Annotated in this window: 15 protein-coding genes, 1 tRNA gene and 3 pseudogenes; 16 read left to right on the top strand and 3 right to left on the bottom strand. The window is 35.2% G+C overall.

The window, feature by feature from the left end; all coding sequences use genetic code 11:
• The 10 genes and pseudogenes from nfsA (at position 1) to relA (ending at position 12,283) form a co-directional block, all read left to right on the top strand.
• Entirely contained in the window at positions 1-726 is a 726-nt protein-coding gene (gene nfsA, locus GYW75_RS05155) for an oxygen-insensitive NADPH nitroreductase (RefSeq protein ID WP_065609093.1), read from the top strand.
• Positions 723-1,886: a histidine-type phosphatase gene (locus GYW75_RS05160; protein ID WP_174798676.1), complete on the top strand. Its 1,164-nt coding sequence runs from the start codon at positions 723-725 to the stop codon at positions 1,884-1,886. The genes nfsA and GYW75_RS05160 overlap by 4 nt, the downstream gene beginning before the upstream one ends.
• A gap of 587 nt (positions 1,887-2,473) precedes the next feature.
• Positions 2,474-3,706: pseudogene (locus GYW75_RS12640) on the top strand (oligosaccharide MFS transporter).
• 49 nt (positions 3,707-3,755) lie between these two features.
• Positions 3,756-4,769 carry a UDP-glucose 4-epimerase GalE gene (gene galE / locus GYW75_RS05170; RefSeq protein WP_174798708.1) on the top strand — a complete coding sequence of 338 codons (1,014 nt, stop codon included), beginning with the start codon at positions 3,756-3,758 and terminating at the stop codon, positions 4,767-4,769.
• Positions 4,770-4,872: 103 nt separating this feature from the next.
• Positions 4,873-5,862 (top strand): annotated as a pseudogene (gene galT, locus GYW75_RS05175) (galactose-1-phosphate uridylyltransferase); the annotation flags it as partial.
• Complete coding sequence (gene galK, locus GYW75_RS05180; protein WP_174798677.1) at positions 5,863-7,017, top strand: galactokinase; 1,155 nt, start codon at positions 5,863-5,865, stop codon at positions 7,015-7,017.
• Positions 7,008-8,010, top strand: a pseudogene (gene galM / locus GYW75_RS12750) (galactose-1-epimerase). The gene galK and the pseudogene galM overlap by 10 nt, the downstream one beginning before the upstream one ends.
• Before the next feature lie 166 nt (positions 8,011-8,176).
• Positions 8,177-8,665, top strand: a complete 489-nt coding sequence (coaD, locus tag GYW75_RS05190; RefSeq protein WP_174798678.1) for a pantetheine-phosphate adenylyltransferase — start codon at positions 8,177-8,179, stop codon at positions 8,663-8,665.
• Positions 8,666-8,677: 12 nt separating this feature from the next.
• The gene (gene rlmD, locus GYW75_RS05195) at positions 8,678-10,021 is read left to right on the top strand and encodes a 23S rRNA (uracil(1939)-C(5))-methyltransferase RlmD (protein WP_174798679.1); all 1,344 of its coding nucleotides are present in this window, start codon (positions 8,678-8,680) and stop codon (positions 10,019-10,021) included.
• A gap of 3 nt (positions 10,022-10,024) precedes the next feature.
• Positions 10,025-12,283, top strand: a complete 2,259-nt coding sequence (relA, locus tag GYW75_RS05200; RefSeq protein ID WP_174798680.1) for a GTP diphosphokinase — start codon at positions 10,025-10,027, stop codon at positions 12,281-12,283.
• 47 nt (positions 12,284-12,330) lie between these two features.
• Here the strand turns inward: relA and folA are convergent, their stop codons facing one another.
• Together folA and GYW75_RS05210 are read right to left on the bottom strand one after the other, a co-directional pair.
• Positions 12,331-12,834: a type 3 dihydrofolate reductase gene (gene folA, locus GYW75_RS05205; RefSeq protein ID WP_174798681.1), complete on the bottom strand. Its 504-nt coding sequence runs from the start codon at positions 12,832-12,834 to the stop codon at positions 12,331-12,333.
• A gap of 10 nt (positions 12,835-12,844) precedes the next feature.
• Positions 12,845-13,909, bottom strand: a complete 1,065-nt coding sequence (locus GYW75_RS05210) for an MJ1255/VC2487 family glycosyltransferase (protein ID WP_174798682.1) — start codon at positions 13,907-13,909, stop codon at positions 12,845-12,847.
• Positions 13,910-14,128: 219 nt separating this feature from the next.
• Here GYW75_RS05210 and GYW75_RS05215 point away from each other — a divergent pair, with 219 nt between their 5' ends.
• From GYW75_RS05215 to mutT, 5 genes are all read left to right on the top strand, one after another.
• The gene (locus tag GYW75_RS05215; protein ID WP_174798683.1) at positions 14,129-14,506 is read left to right on the top strand and encodes a hypothetical protein; all 378 of its coding nucleotides are present in this window, start codon (positions 14,129-14,131) and stop codon (positions 14,504-14,506) included.
• A 121-nt stretch (positions 14,507-14,627) separates the two neighbouring features.
• Positions 14,628-16,172 (top strand): multicopper oxidase family protein, encoded by a 1,545-nt coding sequence (locus GYW75_RS05220; protein WP_174798684.1) that lies wholly within the window; start codon positions 14,628-14,630, stop codon positions 16,170-16,172.
• 204 nt (positions 16,173-16,376) lie between these two features.
• Positions 16,377-16,721: a hypothetical protein gene (locus tag GYW75_RS05225; protein ID WP_085164302.1), complete on the top strand. Its 345-nt coding sequence runs from the start codon at positions 16,377-16,379 to the stop codon at positions 16,719-16,721.
• A 77-nt stretch (positions 16,722-16,798) separates the two neighbouring features.
• Entirely contained in the window at positions 16,799-19,531 is a 2,733-nt protein-coding gene (gene secA, locus GYW75_RS05230) for a preprotein translocase subunit SecA (protein ID WP_174798685.1), read from the top strand.
• Positions 19,532-19,648: 117 nt separating this feature from the next.
• Entirely contained in the window at positions 19,649-20,053 is a 405-nt protein-coding gene (mutT, locus tag GYW75_RS05235; RefSeq protein WP_065589402.1) for an 8-oxo-dGTP diphosphatase MutT, read from the top strand.
• A gap of 332 nt (positions 20,054-20,385) precedes the next feature.
• Here mutT and GYW75_RS05240 read toward each other — a convergent pair.
• A tRNA-Asn gene (locus tag GYW75_RS05240) sits at positions 20,386-20,461 on the bottom strand.
• A 148-nt stretch (positions 20,462-20,609) separates the two neighbouring features.
• Here GYW75_RS05240 and GYW75_RS05245 point away from each other — a divergent pair.
• On the top strand, positions 20,610-21,185 hold the full coding sequence (locus GYW75_RS05245) for an LOG family protein (protein ID WP_174798686.1): 576 nt from the start codon (positions 20,610-20,612) through the stop codon (positions 21,183-21,185).
• Positions 21,186-21,215 lie beyond the last annotated feature (30 nt).

The raw sequence follows: 21,215 nt of genomic DNA on the forward strand, positions 1-21,215 counted from the left end.
ATGCAAAATCAAACCATCGATCTACTTTGTCGACACCGCTCTATTCGTGCTTATAAAACAACTAGTTTAACTCAAGAACAAATAGCGTCTATAGTTCGATCAGCACAGTCGGCTTCTAGTTCTAACTTTATTCAATGTTCGACAATTATTCGTATTACAGATCCTCAAAAACGCGAAAAACTAGCTCATTATGCTGGTGATCAAAAATATGTTAACCAAGCTCCTGAATTTTGGGTATTTTGCGCCGATTTTAATCGTCATTTTCAAATTGATCCAACACTCAATCTTGGCAAAGCAGAGCAGTTATTATTGGGCTGTGTTGATACAGCAATTATGGCTCAAAATGCAGTAATAGCGGCTGAATCCTTAGGACTTGGTGCTGTGTATATTGGTGGACTGCGAAATGATCTTGATAAAGTAACCCAATTACTTGAGTTACCAAAATATGTTCTTCCTCTTTTTGGGCTTTGCCTTGGTTACCCCGATCATAATCCAGAAATAAAACCGAGGTTACCTAAAGAGCTTCTCTTTTTTGAAAACCAATATCAACCACTTGATCATGCAACTTTAGCAAAATATGATACCCAAATAGGTGATTACTATCAAAACCGTAGTACTAATCAAAAAACCGGTGGTTGGAGTGATAAAATTGCAAATACAATAAATAATGAACAACGTGATTTTATTTTAGATTATTTACATAAACAAGGATGGATCACAAAATGAAAAATAACCATTACCAATTAGATAAAATCGTTATACTTAGCCGTCATGGTATTCGTACACCATTACAAAATACTTTGCAGTTTTTAGAAAAAGTGACTCCCTTTAAATGGCCTAAATGGGATCATCCATATGGTTATTTGACCACTCGTGGTGGAATATTAGAAGTTTATTTTGGCCGCTATTTATCGACTTGGCTTGAAAAACACAATATAAAATTATCAAAACATAATACTGAATTATTCGTGTATTCTAATAGTCTGCAAAGAACTGTCGCGACCGCTCAATTTATGACAGCTGGTGCCTTTGCTGGGTATGATATTCCTATTCATCATAAATATGCCATTGAAAAAATGGATCCGATTTTCGATCCTAGCTTGCAAGACGATTCAACTGAGTTTAAAAATGCGGTATTGCGTGATATTGAAGAAGCTGACAAAGCAGCTAATATTTTTAAAAGCCTAGCACCAGCTTATGAAATCCTTTCCGATATTTTAGATTATAAGCATTCAAAATTATATGCTGAATATAAATGCGATTTAGCCGATATTCCATCCGAACTTTATTTTAAAAAACATGAAGAACCAGCACTCCTCGGACCACTTGCGATAGGTATTTCAGCCGTTGATGCATTCTTATTGCAATACTATTCAGCCTTTCCAAAAGAACAAATTGCATGGGGTAGACTGACTAGCCAAGAGCAGTGGCAACAAATTAGCGCAATTCGTAATCAATATATAAATTTAGTTTGCCATTCTAAGACGCTTGCCAAACACTCAGCTGCACTTATTATCAACATGATAAACGATCTTATGCTACAAGATAGTAAAGTCAATTTACTTGTTGGACACGATAGTACTATCGCTTCATTACTGGGGGCATTAGACTTTAAAGACTACCAACTACCAAATCAATTTGAAATAACCCCAATTGGTGGAAAAGTAGCTTTACAGCGTTTTCGTCACCTATCTACAGGCGAATACTTTTTTAAAGCCGAATATATTTATCAAAGTTTTGAACAACTCCATAACGGGCTAGCACTTGATGACAATAATTTACCACAACATTATCAACTTCATTTGGAAAATGCTTCTGTTAATAATGATGGTTATTATTATTGGTCAGATTTTGAGGAACGAATAAAATCAATTAAAACTAGGTAATTAACCATTAGGTTATCTAATTTTTCCAATTTAATTAAGATTAAACAAATTAATAATAAAAAGTTAAGCTAATACTAATTAATAAAAAATTCCTTGTCAAAAAGTTTCAGGTAGATATATGTTTCAGTATAAATGTTAATTGTTTAGCTTACTTAAATCATAGTCAATTACAATAGGCTAAATAGAGTGTAGATAGATAATATGTAATCGTTTTCAATAATTAATTGCATTTTATTTGTTTTATTTTATTTTTATTCCAATTAATTATTTTAAACCTCCTATCTAGTAGATTACCGATCTTTAATTTGCACTATTGTCATCATAAAATACAAAAATTATACTCAAACACATATTACCTGAAACTTTTTAACAAAAATTAATTTAACATCAAATGTAATCGATTTCATAAAATGTTATCTAGATCACTTTTTCAAAATTATTTTAGTGCTATTATCGCCTCAACAAATAACTTACCTGTTCATATACATACAGAAGTTTTTTTAAATGATTGTGTGGTCATTTAAAGCCTAACAAAGGAAGTTCATTATGAATCAAAAAATAAAGTCATCACTAAGTAATAAGAATTATTGATATTCAGTCTCTACTTCTTTCTGTACTTTTTTATTATGGGAGCATACTGCCCTTTTTTTCCTGTTTGGCTAAAAATGAATGGGCTTGATGAGGCAAATACTGGGGACGTTTTTTCATTTATTTCACTATTTGCGCTTTTTTTTCAACCCTTGTTCGGGTTAATTTATGATAAACTAGGATTAAAAAAACATCTTCTTTGGGTTATCACACTTCTTCTTGTACTATTTGGTCCATTTTTTATCTTCGTTTTAGGGCCATTACTTAAATTAAATGTCACCTTGGGCGCAATTGTTGGTGGATTTTATCTTGGTATGGTATTTAGTGGGGGGCACCAGCTATTGAAGCACTTGTCGAAAAAATAAGTCGACGTAGTGGTTTTGAATTTGGTCGCTGTCGCATGTTTGGCTGTTTTGGTTGGGCTATATGTGCTTCGTTTGTTGGAATTATGATTTCTAAAGATGTCAATGCCGTTTTTTGGTTATGTTCTGGATTTGCATTGATTCTTTTAATTTTAGTTAAAATCGCCGATCCTGCAAAAACCACAACGACTGAAGTTGTTGAGCAAATGGGATTAAATAAACCAAAGCCATTCAATCTAAAACTTGCCCTTGATTTACTTAGTATGCGTAAAACATGGTTTTTCATGCTTTACATTGTTGGGGGTTGCTTGTACTTATGATGTATTTGATCAACAATTTGCAAACTTTTTCACCTCATTTTTTACTAACGAACAAGTGGGTCGTGAAGCTTTCGGCTATGTAACTACGCTTGGTGAATTTTTAAATGCCACTGTGATGTTTTTTGCTCCTCTGATTGTAATGAAATTAGGCAGTAAAAATACATTACTCATTGCTGGTGCTATCATGTCCATTCGTATTACTGGCTCAGCATTTGCCAGCACAGCTGTTGAAGTGGTGATATTAAAAACGCTACATATGTTCGAAGCACCTTTATTACTTGTCGGTGCATTTAAATATATTACTAAACACTTCCCTATTCACTTATCAGCAACTGTTTACTTAATTGCATTTTGTTTTGCAAAACAATTATCTATCATGTTTATGTCCACTTTTGCGGGGTTAATGTATGTTAAAATAGGTTTCGAAGGAGCATATTTAATCCTTGGCTTGATCGCATTTAGTTTTACGCTTATTTCATCCTTTACATTATCAGGGCGTGGACCATGGGATCTTTGGAAACATAACAACAGTGAAGAGTCTGAAAATTAGCAGACACTCACTATAACTATTATTAAACTAGATGAAGGTTTTATTATGAATAATATTAGTAACTGGTGGTTGTGGATATATAGGAAGTCACACATGTGTTCAACTAATTAAATCTGGCTACACACCAATTATTATTGATAATTTGTTTAACAGTAAAGCATCAGTACTAGATAGAATACAAAAAATTACTGGGCAATCCGTCATTTTTTATCAAGGCGATGTATGCGATGAAAAACTATTAACTAAGATTTTTTCAGAACATGACATTAAAGCGGTGATCCATTTTGCTGGTTTAAAAGCAGTCGGTGAATCAGTCCACAAACCGCTAGAATATTATGAAAACAATGTCTACGGCAGTATCGTACTTATGAAAGCAATGCGAGCTGCTGGCGTTAAACAGTTAGTATTTAGTTCGTCGGCCACTGTCTATGGCGAATTAGCCCCTGTTCCTTATGTTGAAACATTACCACAAGGTTTACCTACTAGTCCGTATGGAAAAAGTAAATTAATGGTTGAGCAATGTATTATGGACTTAGCCTTTGCTGAGCCCGATTGGTCACTAACTTTACTACGTTATTTTAATCCTGTTGGAGCCCATCCAAGTGGATTAATGGGCGAAGACCCACTTGGTGTTCCTAATAATCTTATGCCTTATATTACCCAAGTTGCTGTAGGCAAAAGAGAGTCATTAGCTGTTTTTGGTAATGATTATCCAACAATAGATGGGACTTGCGTTCGTGATTTTATACATGTTGTTGATTTGGCCGATGGGCATATCGCTGCACTCAAAACCGATCAAAACAAAGCTGGTGTGCATATTTACAATTTAGGATCAGGTGTTGGTTATAGCGTATTACAAGTCATTAAAGCTTTTGAAAAAGCATCAGGAAAACCTCTTAATTGGCACTTTGCCCCAAGACGAGCAGGTGATTTACCAGCATTCTGGGCTGATGCTAATAAAGCTGAGCAAATATTAGGTTGGAAAACCAAACTCACGCTTGATGACATGGTAAAAGATTCATGGAATTGGCAATCAAATAACCCTCAAGGCTATCCTGATTAATAATACATTTTATAAAACATACAAAATTAACAGAAGAGGCAAAAATGGATATTTTTAACCCAGTTGACCATCCTCATCGTCGTTACAACCCATTGACCAATCAATGGGTACTTGTTTCACCACATAGGGCAAAACGCCCATGGCAAGGACAACAAGAAGTATTAAACGAAGAGCAAAAACCAAGTTATGATCCAACTTGCTTTTTGTGTCCAGGAAATAAACGGGTAACAGGAGATATCAACCCCAATATAAGGGACCATTTGTTTTTACTAATGATTTTGCAGCATTAATGGAAAATACTCCAGAATCACCAAAAAACGCCGATCCATTATTCTAAATGCAAAGCGCAAAAGGTACTAGTCGAGTTATCTGTTTTTCACCCGATCACAGTAAAACATTACCTGAACTTGATTTACCTGCAATTGAAGGAGTAATTAAAACTTGGATAGAACAACAGCAGGAGTTGGGCGAAAACTATCCTTGGATACAAGTATTTGAAAACAAAGGATCAGCAATGGGGTGCTCTAACCCTCATCCGCATGGACAAGTTTGGGCAAATAGCTTTTTACCGAATGAAATTGCGCGCGAAGATCTAAATATGCATAATTACTTTGAAAAATATCATCGCAATTTATTGGTTGATTATGCTAAAAAGGAACTTATTAATCGTGAACGAATCGTTGTAGAAACTAAGTATTGGCTTGCCGCTGTTCCTTTTTGGGCAATATGGCCATTTGAAACATTATTATTACCAAAAATTCACATCCCACAATTAACCCAATTAAATGACGAACAACAAAGTGATTTAGCTATTGCGCTCAAAAAATTAACGAGTCGCTATGATAATTTATTTCATTGTTCTTTCCCATACTCTATGGGCTGGCACGGTGCGCCATTTATGCAAGATAAAAATGATTATTGGCAAGTACATGCACATTTTTATCCCCCTTTATTACGTTCCGCTACAGTAAAAAAATTTATGGTAGGTTACGAAATGTTAGCCGAAGTACAACGTGATTTAACCCCAGAGCAAGCAGCTGAAAGATTACGTAACGTTAGTGATGTGCATTATAAAGACAAAAAGGATAAATAGATGAACGCATTAATCAAAGTAACTACACAAGCATTTGAATCTAAATTTGATTATAAACCCGATATACTTATACAAGCCCCTAGTCGTGTAAATTTGATTGGCGAGCATACCGATTATAATGATGGTTTTGTTTTACCTTGTGCTATCGATTATCAAACGATAATAAGTTGTCACAAACGTTCAGATAATCTTGTTCGAGTTATTGCGGTTGATTATGATAATCAACAAGATGAATTTTCTTTAGATTCTCCTATTGAAAAACATCTGGATTATATGTGGGCTAACTACATACGTGGGGTGGTAAAGCACTTAAAAAAATATGCAAATAATATCCATGGCGTCGATTTTGCTATTAGTGGAAACGTTCCTCAAAGAGCAGGACTAAGTTCATCAGCATCTCTAGAGGTTGCGGTAGCTAAAATGTTCCAAGTTCTTTACAACTTAGCTTTAGATGGCACCAAGTTAGCCTTAATTGGTCAAGAGGCCGAAAACCAATTTGTTGGTTGCAATTGTGGCATTATGGATCAACTAATATCTGCCCTTGGAAAAAGCCAACATGCATTATTAATTGACTGTCGTTCATTAGAAGTTAAACCAGTCTCAATTCCTAAAGATTTTGCTGTAGTTATCATCAATTCAAATATCAAACGAGGATTAGTTGATAGTGAATATAATACTCGACGTAAACAGTGTGAAGCAGCACAAGCCCTTGGGGTAAAAGCCTTAAGAGACGCGTCCTTAACTGAATTACAACATATTGAAAACACGCTCGATCCAATTGTCTTTAAACGAACTCATCATGTAATCACTGAAAATGAGCGCACACTAAAGGCAGCACAAGCTCTTACAGATGGTGATTATAAATTATTATCAAAACTCATGGCACAGAGTCACAATTCAATGCGTGATGATTTTGAAATTACAGTCCCCGCTATTGATTATCTAGTTGAAATAATTCACGGTGTAATTGGTGAACAAGGCGGTGTTCGCATGACAGGCGGTGGCTTTGGTGGTTGTGTTGTGGCAATAGTACCAAAAGATAAAGTTGATGCTGTTAAAACCGTTGTTAGCGATAGTTATGCTAAAAAATTTGGTATTAAAGAAGATTTTTATGTCTGTAAACCAAGTGAAGGAGCACACGCGATATGCCTATAACGCAAATTATTGAACTGTCCAATAAACAAGGAATGCGAATAAAACTTTCAAACTGGGGAGCTACATGACTTTCCTGTGAATTGCCCGTTAATGGACAGACTCGTGAAGTGCTACTCGGCTGTCGCTCACTTGAACAATACCAACAGCAGGATGCCTATTTAGGTGCTACAATAGGCCGATATGCTAACCGTATTGCCAATGCTACTATTAATATTGACAATAAACAATATTATCTCACTGCGAATCAAGGTGTAAATCAATTACACGGCGGAAAATTAGGCTTCGATAAACAATTATGGTTAATTCAATCTTGCTCCGATCAGCAAGTGACCTTCCTTTTGATTTCACCTGATGGTGATCAGGGGTTTCCTTGTGAGCTGAATGTAACAGTAACGTATAAACTCACCGATGACAATCAAGTAATTATCTTGTTTAATGCAACTACAACAAAAACTTCGCCAGTGAATTTGACTAATCATGCTTACTTTAATCTAGATGGTGAAATAAGCAAGAATATACTTAATCACAGATTAAAAGTAAATGCTAACTATTAGTTAGCCAGTTAATGCCAATGGTATCCCTAATAAGAGCTTAGCTAGTGTTGCCATGCACGATATGGATTTACGTCAACCAAAACTTTTATCGGAAAAACTGCTTGAAAGCGCAGAAAGGCAAATAACTGGTGGTTATGATCATGCTTATTTATTAGATAAAACCAAAGCGATAGCCGCTCAACTCATTTCATCTGATAAAAAAGTAACAATGAATGTTACTACAACCAAACCGTCATTACAGATTTATACAGGTAACTTTTTACAACATACACCAAACCGGCATAATGGTGAATATGGAAATTTTGCTGGCATAGCATTAGAAAGCCAATTTTTACCAGACAGCCCTAATCATCCTGACTGGCCACAACCAAGCTGCTTTTTACAACCAGAACAAATATATGAACATTACACTGCTTACCAATTTTTTATAAATCAATAAGTTGTTTGACTTAATTATTGCTGTATATTAATAATATCTAGCTTTTTCATATTTACATTACTAGAAATCTAACAAATTGAGCAAAAGAATTTTGCATGGTTAAACTAACAATCCTAAGTAAAATTAGGTATGATACAGTCATCATACCTAATGGATAATATTAAATATGAAAAGCAAAAGTTTAACTGCTATTTTCCCGGGTACTTTTGATCCCATTACTAATGGTCATATTGATCTTGTTACACGAGCTTCGTTACTGTTTCCTCGATTAATTGTTGCTATTGCCGAAAATCCTAATAAAAAAACACTCTTTAATCTAGAAGAACGCGTGAATTTAGCATCAACAGCAGTTGAACATTTACTCAATGTCGAAGTTATTGGCTTTGACAATTTAATGGCTAATTTTGCACAAACCCATAATGCCACAGTTATCGTTCGAGGCGTTCGTACAACACACGATTTTGAATACGAAAGGCAACTTGCCGAAATGAATCGTGCATTAAAATCTGATTTAGACACTATCTTTTTAATGCCATCAATTGCAATGGGATTTATTTCATCGACAATAGTAAAAGATGTTGCCTACCATGGCGGTGATATAACAAATTTAGTACCACTACATGTCAAAACAGCTTTATTAAAACGCTTAACATAAATAAAAACGTCTATGGTTAATTTTTACACTCCACAAAGAAAAAAGTTCACACCACAAAAATTGACAGTAACTATTTCATCTTTAGATGCTTTTGGGCAAGGCGTGACCAATCATAAAGGTAAAACAATTTTTGTAAAATCAGCCTTGCCTGATGAAACCGTTGATATTGAGTTAACTGAAAATAAGAAAAATTACGCTAAAGCTAAAGTCATTAGATATCATAATCAAAGCAAATACCGCGTTAAACCTTTATGTGAATATTATCAACAATGTGGAGGTTGTGAGCTACAACATATTGCACCACAGATGCAACAACAAGCAAAATATGATGCGTTGATAAATCTATTACAAAAAGAGACAGGACAACCTTTAACAAATATCGTTAAAAATTCACCGCAAATTATTGCCGATCAATCTTACCATTATCGTCGACGTGCAAGACTTTCAATTAATATCGTTAAAGGCCAATTAGCAATTGGATTTCGCCAAGCAGAATCCAATCAAATAATCAATATCAAACATTGTCCGATATTAGTTGACGAATTAGATTCATTGCTAGCGCCATTACAAAGCATGCTCAATAACATAAAACAGAAAAAAGTACTGGGTCACGTTGAACTAATTTCGGTCGATAGTGGTATTATTCTTGTTTTAAGGCACACTATGCCTCTAAGCAATCATGATGTTAACCTATTAAAAGAATTTGCCGAAAATAACAATATTTCACTTTATTTTCACGGCGATGATTTAATACATATTGCCGGTAATACTGAGCATTTTTATTTAATTAATCATTTAAAATTAACATTCAGCCCTCTAGATTTTATTCAGGTAAATTGTAAAATTAATCAAAAGATGATCGAACAGGCGCTTAACTGGCTAACTTTACAACCAACAGATCGGGTTTTAGATCTGTTTTGCGGAATGGGCAATTTTTCGTTACCTATAGCAAAATTAAGTAAAACTGTAACGGGAGTTGAAGGTGTTGATACCTTGGTTGAAAAAGCAAAATTCAACGCTATATTAAATAATACTGAGATTTGTGCGGAAACTAATTTTTTAACCAGCAATTTAGATGATACTCAACAATTTTCGATATGGAGTCAATCACAATATAATTATAATAAAGTATTATTAGATCCAGCAAGAGCAGGAGCGTTTAATGCAACAATAGAAATTGCAAAATTAGCACCATCAAAAATTGTTTATATATCGTGTAATCCTGCTACACTAGCTCGAGATAGTAAACAACTTATCGATGCAGGATATCAAATTGCTCAAATTGCTATTTTAGATATGTTTCCGCAAACCAAACACATTGAATCAATGTTGTTGCTAATAAAATCAGGAACATAAGTTATGGTATCTATTAGAGGCGCACACCAACATAGTGAAGAACACTATTCCCTTGCTCAATTTGATGTAGAACAATGGGTAAAACAAGAATTGTTATTAACTAATCCTGCATCTTATAAGAAGTTTAGAGAAGTTTGGGACTTTTGTTTTGAAAACAGCGCAGGTGCATCAGAGCAAATTTTCTGTTTCCAAAATGCGATAGAAATGGTCGAAATTCTATCGACACTTAATATGGATATTAATAGTTTATGTGCGGCTTTATTGCTTCCTTTTGTTGATAGCAAAATTATTCGCCGAGAAGATATTCCAGAAGATTTTGATCGTGAAATTTCTCATATTATTTCTAGTATTGTTAGGATGAAAGAAATTCGCCAATTACGAGCAATTCGTAACGGCAGTGCTACTTCCGAACAAATTGATAGTATTCGCCGAATGCTACTAGCGATGGTAAATGACTTCAGAAGTGTAGTGATTAAATTGGCAGAACGCATTACCTACTTACGTAATTTAATCAATGCACCTCAAGAAGAACAGGTCCTTGCAGCTAAAGAATGTTTTAACATCTATGCGCCTTTAGCCAACCGTTTAGGCATAGGTCAATTAAAATGGGAGCTAGAAGATTTCTGCTTCCGCTATTTACATCCAGATGAATATCGATTAATAGCAAAAAAATTGCAAGAAAAACGATTAGATCGTGAACTGTACATCAAACAATTTGTAAGCCATTTACAAGATTTGATGAATCAAGATCATATTCGAGCTGAGGTATACGGTCGTCCTAAACATATTTATAGTATATGGCGAAAAATGGAGCGTAAACACCTTCAATTCGAAGATTTATATGATATTCGTGCTGTGCGCATTATCTGCGATCGTATTGAAGATTGTTATAATGCATTAGGTATTGTCCACAGCCATTATAAACATATCGCAAAAGAATTTGACGATTATGTAGCAAATCCTAAACCAAATGGTTATCAATCGATCCATACTGTTGTTTATGGTCCACAAGATAAAGCAATCGAAATTCAAATTCGTACTGAAAAAATGCACAATGAGGCTGAACTAGGTATTGCTGCACATTGGAAATATAAAGAAGGCAGTACCGACAAAATGACAGCTTATGATCAACGAATTTCTTGGTTGCGTAAATTATTAACATGGCAACAAGAAATGTCGGAAAGTGGTGAAATACAAGAAGCCGTTCGTAGCCAAATTTTTGATGACCGAGTTTATGTTTTTACGCCTAAAGGTGATGTTGTTGACTTGCCTGCTAGGTCAACTCCACTTGATTTTGCTTATCATATACATAGCGATGTGGGTCACCGCTGTATTGGAGCCAAAGTAGGCGGGCGAATTGTACCATTTACCTATAATTTAAAAATGGGCGATCAAGTTGAAGTCATTACCCAAAAACAGCCAAATCCTAGTCGAGATTGGCTAAATCCGAATACAGGATTCGTTAATAGTAGTCGTGCCAGAGCTAAAATTCAAGCCTGGTTTAAAAAGCAAGATCGCGATAAAAATATCGCCGCAGGTGAGCAAATTTTACAAAGTGAACTTGAACCTTTAAACATTAGTATAAAAAGTGTCGAAAAAATCTTAATTAATAAATATAACGCTCATTCATTTGACGAGGTATTAGCAGGTATTGGTAGTGGTGATGTAAGGATTAATCAATTAGTTAATTTTATCAATGCACAATTTAATAAACCAACTGCTGAAGAGGAAGATGAAGCAGCATTAAAACAGATTGCCCAAAAAACGAATATACAATCTAAAAATACTAATAAATTCAACAACAAAAAAGGCAGTGAAATTATTATTGAGGGTGTGGGTAACTTAATGTATACCATTGCAAACTGTTGCCGCCCTATTCCTGGCGATCTAATTGTGGGGTTTGTAACTCATGGGCGAGGTATTTCAATTCACCGAGCTGATTGTGAGCAATTGCAAGACCTTAAAAATCATGCGCCTGAACGTATTACTCACGCTGTTTGGAACAACAATACCCAATCAAGTTATACCATGGTGATAAAGATTGTTGCCAACGATCGAAGTGGTTTATTGCGAGATATCACCACGATTTTAGCTAATGAAAAGGTTAATGTTCTTGGTTTAATGAGCCGTTCAGATATGAAGCAACAATTAGCCACTATCGACGTAGATATGGAAATTTTTGATCAAGATTCGTTAAATCGAGTGCTCAATAAAATAAAACAACTACCCGATGTTATTAAAGCTAAACGTTTTCAAGGTTAATTAACATGTTAAATTGCCACTTTTTTAGTGGCAATTAAGTTTAATATTTATTGCTTTCTCTCTAAAATTTCAAACTGATATGAATAGCTATTTTTATCGTCAGGTTGGTGTCCTTCTTGATAAATAACTTGCCATTGCTCAGGTGAATAATCAGGGAAATGGGTATCCCCCTGTAGTTCCGCATCTATGTGCGTTAAATAAAGTCGATTTGCTAACGGTAAAGTCTGCTTATAAATATTACCACCACCAATAATAAATGCCTCATCAACATTCTGTTCTTGGGCTAACACTATGGCGGCATCAATTGATTGAACCCAGCTTACATTTTGAGTTGAATTACATTCACTTGGTGCTTGCTTTGAAATAATAATATTATGACGATTTGGTAGTGGACGACCAATAGACTCAAATGTCTTCCTTCCCATAATAACGGGTTTATTAAGTGTATTTTTTTTAAACCATGCCAAATCTGCAGGTAAATGCCAAGGCATTTGATTATTTAAGCCAATTACACGATTATCGGCCATGGCTACAATAATACTTAATATCATATCCGTTCCTTTACACATACCCTAAAGATTTTATTCGCTGATTGACATGCTCAGGAAAGATAGTTTGACTCCAAAGTCGTTCGCTTAAAGAAAGTAACGACTCTTTTTGTCCAGCAACGATCCAATTAGACAATTCTGTAGCAACATCAGGGTATATTATTGGTTTTGGTGAAGGTAAATCTAACCAATACTTAAGTTTGATACAGTTTAAACTTTCCATAACCGTTGCCATATCAAGAGATCGTAAACATTGAGCATTATAAATTTGTTCAAATTGACCTGCCACAGGCTTAGTAAGAATCTTTTTACCAAGCGTTAATGCTTCAGAAATCAATGCAAAGCCCGTATTTGAAATAATGCCAGAGCAATTGACTAAAGCTTGCGTAAAACTATCACGACTAAGAGGTTGAAAATTAATATTACCTCGTTGCGATTCTTGCTTTATATCTGGGTGAAAACAGATAAATTGATGATCTTGAAATTGTTTTAACATACCAATGATTTCATCTATACCTTCAAACGGCAAATAAACCACAATGCTGCCATCTTCTGTTGGTGTGTCATTAAATGAATCAATCATCGGTGGCAATAACTTATGCCCAAAATGAAACCAATGCAAACCAATAGGCTTAGTAACTGGCGCATAATATTTCATAATTACATTGGCAACTAACCCATATTCTTTAGGTTTAAGATATTGGCATACGGCCTGATTACTTATACCTAAACAGTCACGTTGCTGATGATGTGCGGCCCAAGCAGTGACTGGCTCAAAATCACTAATAATACAATCATACTTTGATAAATCGAGTTCCCGCACGTCTTTAATCAGCCTGAAAGCGCGAATTCGTTGTATGGTTTTACGAAAATTAATTTTACCATTTAGTGTTGCAAAGGTGACACCTCGATAAGTCTTATAATCACCAAAAACTTGCATATCAAAATAGTCTTTAGGGTCACGTCCACTAAAAATATAATCAACATCAGCTCCAGCTTTTTTTAATGCTTTAGCTAAAGTTCTACAACGACTGACATGGCCATTTCCTGTTCCTTGAACACCAAAAAGAATCTTCATATCAATATTATTTGCCAATTATTATTGATAAATATCATACCAGAACACGTCATAATTATCTTATTTTTTTACACATTAACTTAAAATTTTAGTATTTTTAATATATTAATAGACAAGTCGACAAATCAATACAATTAAATTAAACTAGTTATATCAAGGTGATATTTAAACTTTAAGTAGGGCTATTATTTATTTTACAAAAAATAGCGAGATATCAAGATGCCTATAACACCCAAAAATAAACCAATTTGCCTGATAATTGTATTAGCATCAATACTATTTTGGTTTAGTTATTCTTCATGGCATTTATCTAACTTACTATTATCACCAACTTTAACTTGTCATTCTGCTCATTCCACATCTGAATTAACACCTAAACACGAATCTATTTCTAACGAGCCAGTTTTGGTTTTGCGAAAAAACACAATCATATCATCTTGTGCTTTGTTTCATCAGTGTTTAACCTGTAATATTTTAAATTCTCATTTTCCTACAAAACTTTATATTTCGTCTAGCAGTGAACGATATCTGCCCATTAAGCCTATTCTACAATATAACGAATTTATTCCAGAGTTAAGACCGCCGCAAGCTGTTTAATTGATTTATGTAAATAAAAGCAGTAAGTAACACAACACGTAATAACTGAATTATATTGATATTTGTTTTATCAGTATAACCATCAGGTTATTGTTAAACTTAACTATTTTTGAGGAACATCATGAAACGCCGAAATTTTTTGATAAATATTACCACAGCTATCGGTGGATTGGTCGCAACTAAAGCTATAGCCCAAATGGGGCACAATAATATGCATGACACAATGTGTGATACTCATTCTGATGAATGTCAAAAGGGGGATAATATGCACCAACACATGAATATGGACATGAATCACAATCAAATGCCGCAAAAACTTTTATCGACTTCAGCACTACCACAAGGAATGGATCTACCAACTTTGACCAACTTAAAAAATGAGAGCAAGCAAAAAGGTATTTTTGAAGCAACATTACATATAAAACCAACCAAAATTGCATTAACGCCAGATTTAACCACGGAATTTTGGACCTATAATGGAATGATACCTGGTCCGAAAATTGAAGTATTTGAAGAAGACCATGTTAAAATCACTGTAAAAAATGAACTTACTCAATCAACGACAATTCATTGGCACGGCTTGCTCATTCCATCTGATCAAGACGGCAACCCACAAAACGAAATTCCAGCAGGAGGCAGTCGAACTTATGAGTTTACCATTCCTAAAGATACGGCTGGCACTTATTGGTATCATCCTCACGGACACAATACAGTAGCAGAACAAGTTTATCGAGGTTTAGCTGGTACATTTATTGTTCGTAGCAAACACGATCCACTTGCATCGTTCCCTGAACAAAATTGGTTCTTTTCTGACTTAAAATTAACCGACAAAGGCCAAATTGCTGATAATTCAATGGTTGATTGGATGAATGGACGCGAAGGCCAATTTGTATTGATAAATGGCAGTTACCGCCCAAAAATCAAAATAGATTCAGCCACACATATCCGAGTATGGAATTCGTGTTCAGGTCGATATCTCAATCTTTCTATCCCTAACTGCGATGTTTTTTTAGTTGGCACTGATGGTGGACTATTAGCTAAACCCTATCTGCTTACCAAACCCTTATTATTAACTCCGGCTGAACGTGCTGAATTAGTCATAATACCAAAACAAACTGGTACTGTATATTTACAATCAATCGGTTATGATCGCAATAAAATGGGCAATGTACCACCAGAACAAGATATAATATTAGGTGAGTTAACACTGACTAAATCCGATCCAATCACCTTACCAAACACATTAAACCAACTACCTAATATGGGGCCTGTTGTCGTCCATAAATTACTGGAATATACCGAAGTGATGGATATGAAAGAGCCGCGTGGTGGTGTGTTATTTTTAATTAATGGTAAACGTCATGACATGTCGCGAATTGATCTAAAAAGCAAAATTCACGATATTGAAGAATGGACAATATTCAATAATTCCCATATGGATCACAATTTCCACATCCATGGCGCACAATTTATTGTACAATCGCACGAGTTAAATGGTAAAAAAACTCAGCCTGATTATATTGCCTTAAAAGATACCATTAATTTGCGACCACACGAAAAACTTACCATCAAAATACAGCAAAATCTTCCTGGGCTTCGCATGTATCACTGTCACATTATTGAACATGAAACAACTGGCATGATGGGGCAATTAATGGTGGAATAATATTTCTTCCTTTATTCCTTTCCTTGATTCAATTTTTAGTATGGTTGGATTAAGGGAAGTTAAATTAACAAAAACTCGCTTATCATTACCGAAAAAAAGCGAGTTTTTATAAACCTATCATCTTATTAAAATTCCTTTTATTAAATTATTCCCCTTGTAATAAGGGTTTTTTCTTTTGCTAAAAAATGCTAAAATGCACAGATTATGATCGTCATTAACTATTGGCAAAAACTCCGCAAACGATTGATTATTAAAACCGCTTTGTCGCACTTATTATTAGGTGTGATTGCTGCTGGGTTTGGTTTATGTCAAAACGAAGCGCTTCCATCGGAATCTGATGTTTCGCACAGTGGAATTATTGCTATTACATCCATTGTACAAGATCACAGAGAAACAGCACAAAGAAAGTCACAAACACTAGCATGTTCCCAAAAACAGCATACTGTAGTACTTTTAATAATGCCTAATTATGATGATCTTTCCCCTAGCAAGGCAATCCGACTATCCCCTTACAACGGCATACGAGCTGGACCAAAAACTACCTCTTAGAATTTACACACAAATAAAACTAATTTTTATTCAAGGCAAAAGCCTTAAAATCCGTATTAAAAAACAAGAGAAAAGTTATGTTATTAAAATTATTGACAAAAGTATTTGGTAGCCGCAATGAGCGCGTATTAAAAAGTATGCGTAAACGAGTTGAAAAAATTAATGCACTTGAACCAGACATGGAAGCATTAACTGATGATGAACTAAAAGCAAAAACTACAGAATTTAAAGACAGGATTGCCTCTGGAACCCAATTAGATGATATTTTGGAAGAAGCTTTCGCAGTGGTACGTGAAGCGAGTAAACGTGTATTTGGCATGCGTCATTTTGATGTGCAGTTAATCGGTGGTATGGTATTAAATGAACGTTGCATTGCTGAAATGCGTACGGGTGAAGGTAAAACTTTAACAGCGACATTACCTGCCTACTTGAATGCACTAACAGGTAAAGGTGTACACGTTGTTACGGTTAATGATTACTTAGCGCAGCGAGACGCTGAAAATAATCGTCCTTTATTCGAATTTTTGGGCTTAACTGTAGGGATTAACCTGCCAAATATGCCCGCACACATAAAACGTGAGGCTTACAACGCAGATATCACCTATGGTACCAATAATGAATATGGTTTCGACTACCTACGCGATAATATGGTATTTACCAAAGATGCTCGTGTACAACGTCCATTACATTACGCCTTAGTCGATGAAGTTGACTCAATTTTAATTGATGAAGCAAGAACACCTCTGATTATTTCAGGTCAAGCGGAAGATAGTTCCGACAGATATATTAGCGTTGATAAAATCATTCCTTACTTAACCCGTCAAGAAAAAGAAGACTCTGACCAGTTCCAAGGTGATGGTGACTTCTCAATTGATGAAAAATCACGCCAAGTTAACTTAACAGAACGAGGCTTAGTTAAAGTTGAAGAATTACTGATAAAACAAGGTATCATGAAAGGTGATGAGTCACTTTATGCGCCAAGCAATATCGTATTGATGCATCACGTTAATGCAGCCCTACGCGCTCACCACCTATTCCATCGCGACGTTGATTATATTGTCAGAGATAACGAAATTATCATCGTTGACGAACATACTGGAAGAACAATGGATGGTCGACGTTGGTCTGATGGTTTACATCAAGCTGTTGAAGCAAAAGAGCACGTTAAAATCCAAAATGAGAACCAAACACTGGCTTCAATTACTTTCCAAAACTATTTCCGTTTATATGAAAAACTAGCGGGCATGACAGGTACTGCTGACACTGAAGCATTTGAGTTTAATCAAATTTATGGTTTAGATACGATTGTTATTCCAACTAATCGCCCAATGCAACGAAAAGATCAATCCGACCTTGTCTATATGACCGAAAAGGAAAAGATAAATGCGATTGTATCTGATGTACAAGAATGTGTAAAACGCGGTCAACCTGTTTTAGTCGGAACAGCATCAATCGAAAAATCAGAATTAGTTTCACAAGCATTTAAAAAAGCAGGTATCAAACATAATGTCCTAAATGCTAAATTCCATGCTCAAGAAGCAGAAATCATTGCTAATGCAGGGAGTAAAGGTGCAGTTACTATTGCAACCAACATGGCTGGTCGTGGTACTGATATTATGCTCGGTGGTAACTGGCAAAATGATATAGCAAAAATTGAAAATCCAACACAAGAAGACATCGAAAAAGCGAAACAAGCTTGGCAAACAAAACACGAAGAAGTGATTGAGTTAGGTGGACTTTATATTTTAGGTACTGAACGTCACGAGTCACGCCGTATCGACAACCAACTACGAGGTCGTGCAGGACGTCAAGGTGACCCTGGCGCTTCACGCTTTTATCTATCACTGGAAGATCCATTGATGAGAATTTTCGCCTCTGATCGTATGGGTAATATGATGCGTAAATTGGGTATGAAAGAAGGTGAAGCTATTGAACACCCATGGGTCACAAAAGCCATTGCCAATGCTCAAAAGAAAGTTGAAAGTCGCAACTTTGATATTCGTAAACAACTTCTTGAATATGATGATGTCGCCAACGATCAACGTAAAGTAATTTACCGAGAACGAAACGGCTTACTTGATAATACCGATATAAAAGATACCATTGATTCAATTCGAGGTGATGTATTTAACACTCTAATTGACCAATACATTCCACCACAATCAATTGAAGATATGTGGAATATACCAGGTCTTGAAACTGCACTAAAAACAGACTTTGATTTGGATTTACCGGTCGCAAAATGGCTAGATGAAGAGCAAAATCTGCACGAAGAAACATTGCGTGAACGAATCTTACAAATTGCTCAAGACAAATATTTAGAAAAAGAAAATATGGCTGGAGCTGAAGCATTTAGACATTTCGAGAAAAGTGTTATGTTACAAACACTTGATACGCTTTGGAAAGAACATTTAGCAGCTATGGATTATTTACGCCAAGGTATTCATTTGCGCGGCTATGCACAAAAAGATCCAAAACAGGAATATAAACGTGAGTCGTTTAATATGTTTGCTAACATGCTAGAATCATTAAAATATGATGTTATTGGTATTTTGAGTCGCGTACAAATTCGCTCACAAGAAGAAGTTGACGAAGCTGAACGCCAACGCCTAGCAGAAATGGAAAAACTAATGGCTAAACAACAAGCTAACCATGATTCGGTAGCAAGTATAAATGGCGAAAATGAAGAACTATCAGCAGGCACTTCTTCGCAACCAATAGTACGAACTCAAGCCAAAGTTGGTCGTAATGATCCATGCCCTTGTGGTTCAGGTAAAAAATATAAACATTGCCATGGTGCTGTTCAGTAAAGAAAAAATTTAGTATCATCAAATAAAGTTGATAATTAAATCGTCGATTAGGATCGACAATAGGTTGAAAGGGAAAGTTACAACTTTCCCTAATTTTACTCATAGGCAAATAGAATTATGAATAAACATATTGAAATTGCTGTAGGTATTATTCGTTCACAAAATTGTCAAATATTTATCACCCAACGCGGTGAAGACTCTCATCTTGCTGGTTTTTGGGAATTTCCTGGTGGAAAAATCGAGATCGGAGAAACGCCATATCAAACCTTACAACGAGAAATTGCTGAAGAAGTTGACATCCATATCCACCAAGCTCAATTTTTAGATATCTTTAAACACAGTTATGATGATCGCGATATCACAATTCATGCGTATTTAGTTGAAGAATGGGATGGAGTCCCTTTTGCTAAAGAAGGCCAACCAAGTCGTTGGGTTGACCAAGAAGATCTGAATGCCGACGAATTCCCTGACGCCAATCGACCGATCATCGAAATGCTTAAAAACTTAGATAAACAAATATAACTTAGTTATTACAATTTAGCTTGTTCGCAAGTTTATTTTATTTTATTTTATTTAACTTAAATTAGTTTCTTGTATGATTTTAGAGCTATTATATTTAGTTCATAAAACAGCTGTACGCTGTTTCCCCGCGCCGAGAATAACACAATGCTAAAGCAAAAATTTACTATCACAAAGCTTTGATCTTATTTTAACTAATAATCCATTTAGCAATGGCTAAATACATACTCAATAAACTAGGATTTAGGTCTATTTGCTGTAATAACAAAACGAATAATCAGAAGGGGTTGCATATAAAAAAACCTGCCATAAGCAGGTTTTATAAATTCAGAAATTGGCTCCTCCAACAGGACTTGAACCTGTGACATACGGATTAACAGTCCGCCGTTCTACCGACTGAACTATGGAGGAACACTTAACGGGATGAATATTAACTATATATAACGCTAATGTCAATCTCTAAAACAGCAAATAGAATTAACTGCTCAGCTTGTAATCAAATTAATCTGTAGATATGCTAAGATAATTAAATATATTATTAACAGGTAAAATAGCATTTATGAAAAAAAATATTTGTATTTTTTGCGGAGCAAACGAAGGAAGCCAATTAGAATATCGTACACAAGCAGAACAATTAGGCAAAACTTTAGCAGAACAAAATCGACGGCTAATTTATGGTGGTGGTAATAAAGGTTTAATGGGGATTATTGCTAATACAGTACTTGCGCACGGCGGTGAGGTGATTGGTATTATTCCTGAACGTTTAGTCAAAGCCGAAACTGCACACCACGGTATTACGCGCTTAGAGGTGGTGGATAATATGCATCAACGTAAAGCAAGACTGTCTGAGCTTGCTGATGGTTTTGTTGCAATGCCCGGCGGAACAGGTACGCTAGAGGAAGTTTTTGAAGTTTGGACAGCAATGCAAATAGGTTATCATGAAAAGCCCGTTGCATTATTTAATGTGTTAGAATTTTGGCAACCAATGCTTAATTTTTTGCAACATGCAGTTAATGAAGGTTTTGTTCGAGATAGTTTTTATAAAACATTAATTGTTTCGGAAGATCATCGAACTATACTACAACAAATGGATCATTTTATCCCTAAAGATTTACAGCGCTGGGTAAAAAAATAGCTTAAATGTCATATTATATAAAAACGCCAT

It is taken from the genome of Gilliamella sp. ESL0232, assembly GCF_013346885.1.
Classification (GTDB): domain Bacteria; phylum Pseudomonadota; class Gammaproteobacteria; order Enterobacterales; family Orbaceae; genus Gilliamella; species Gilliamella bombi.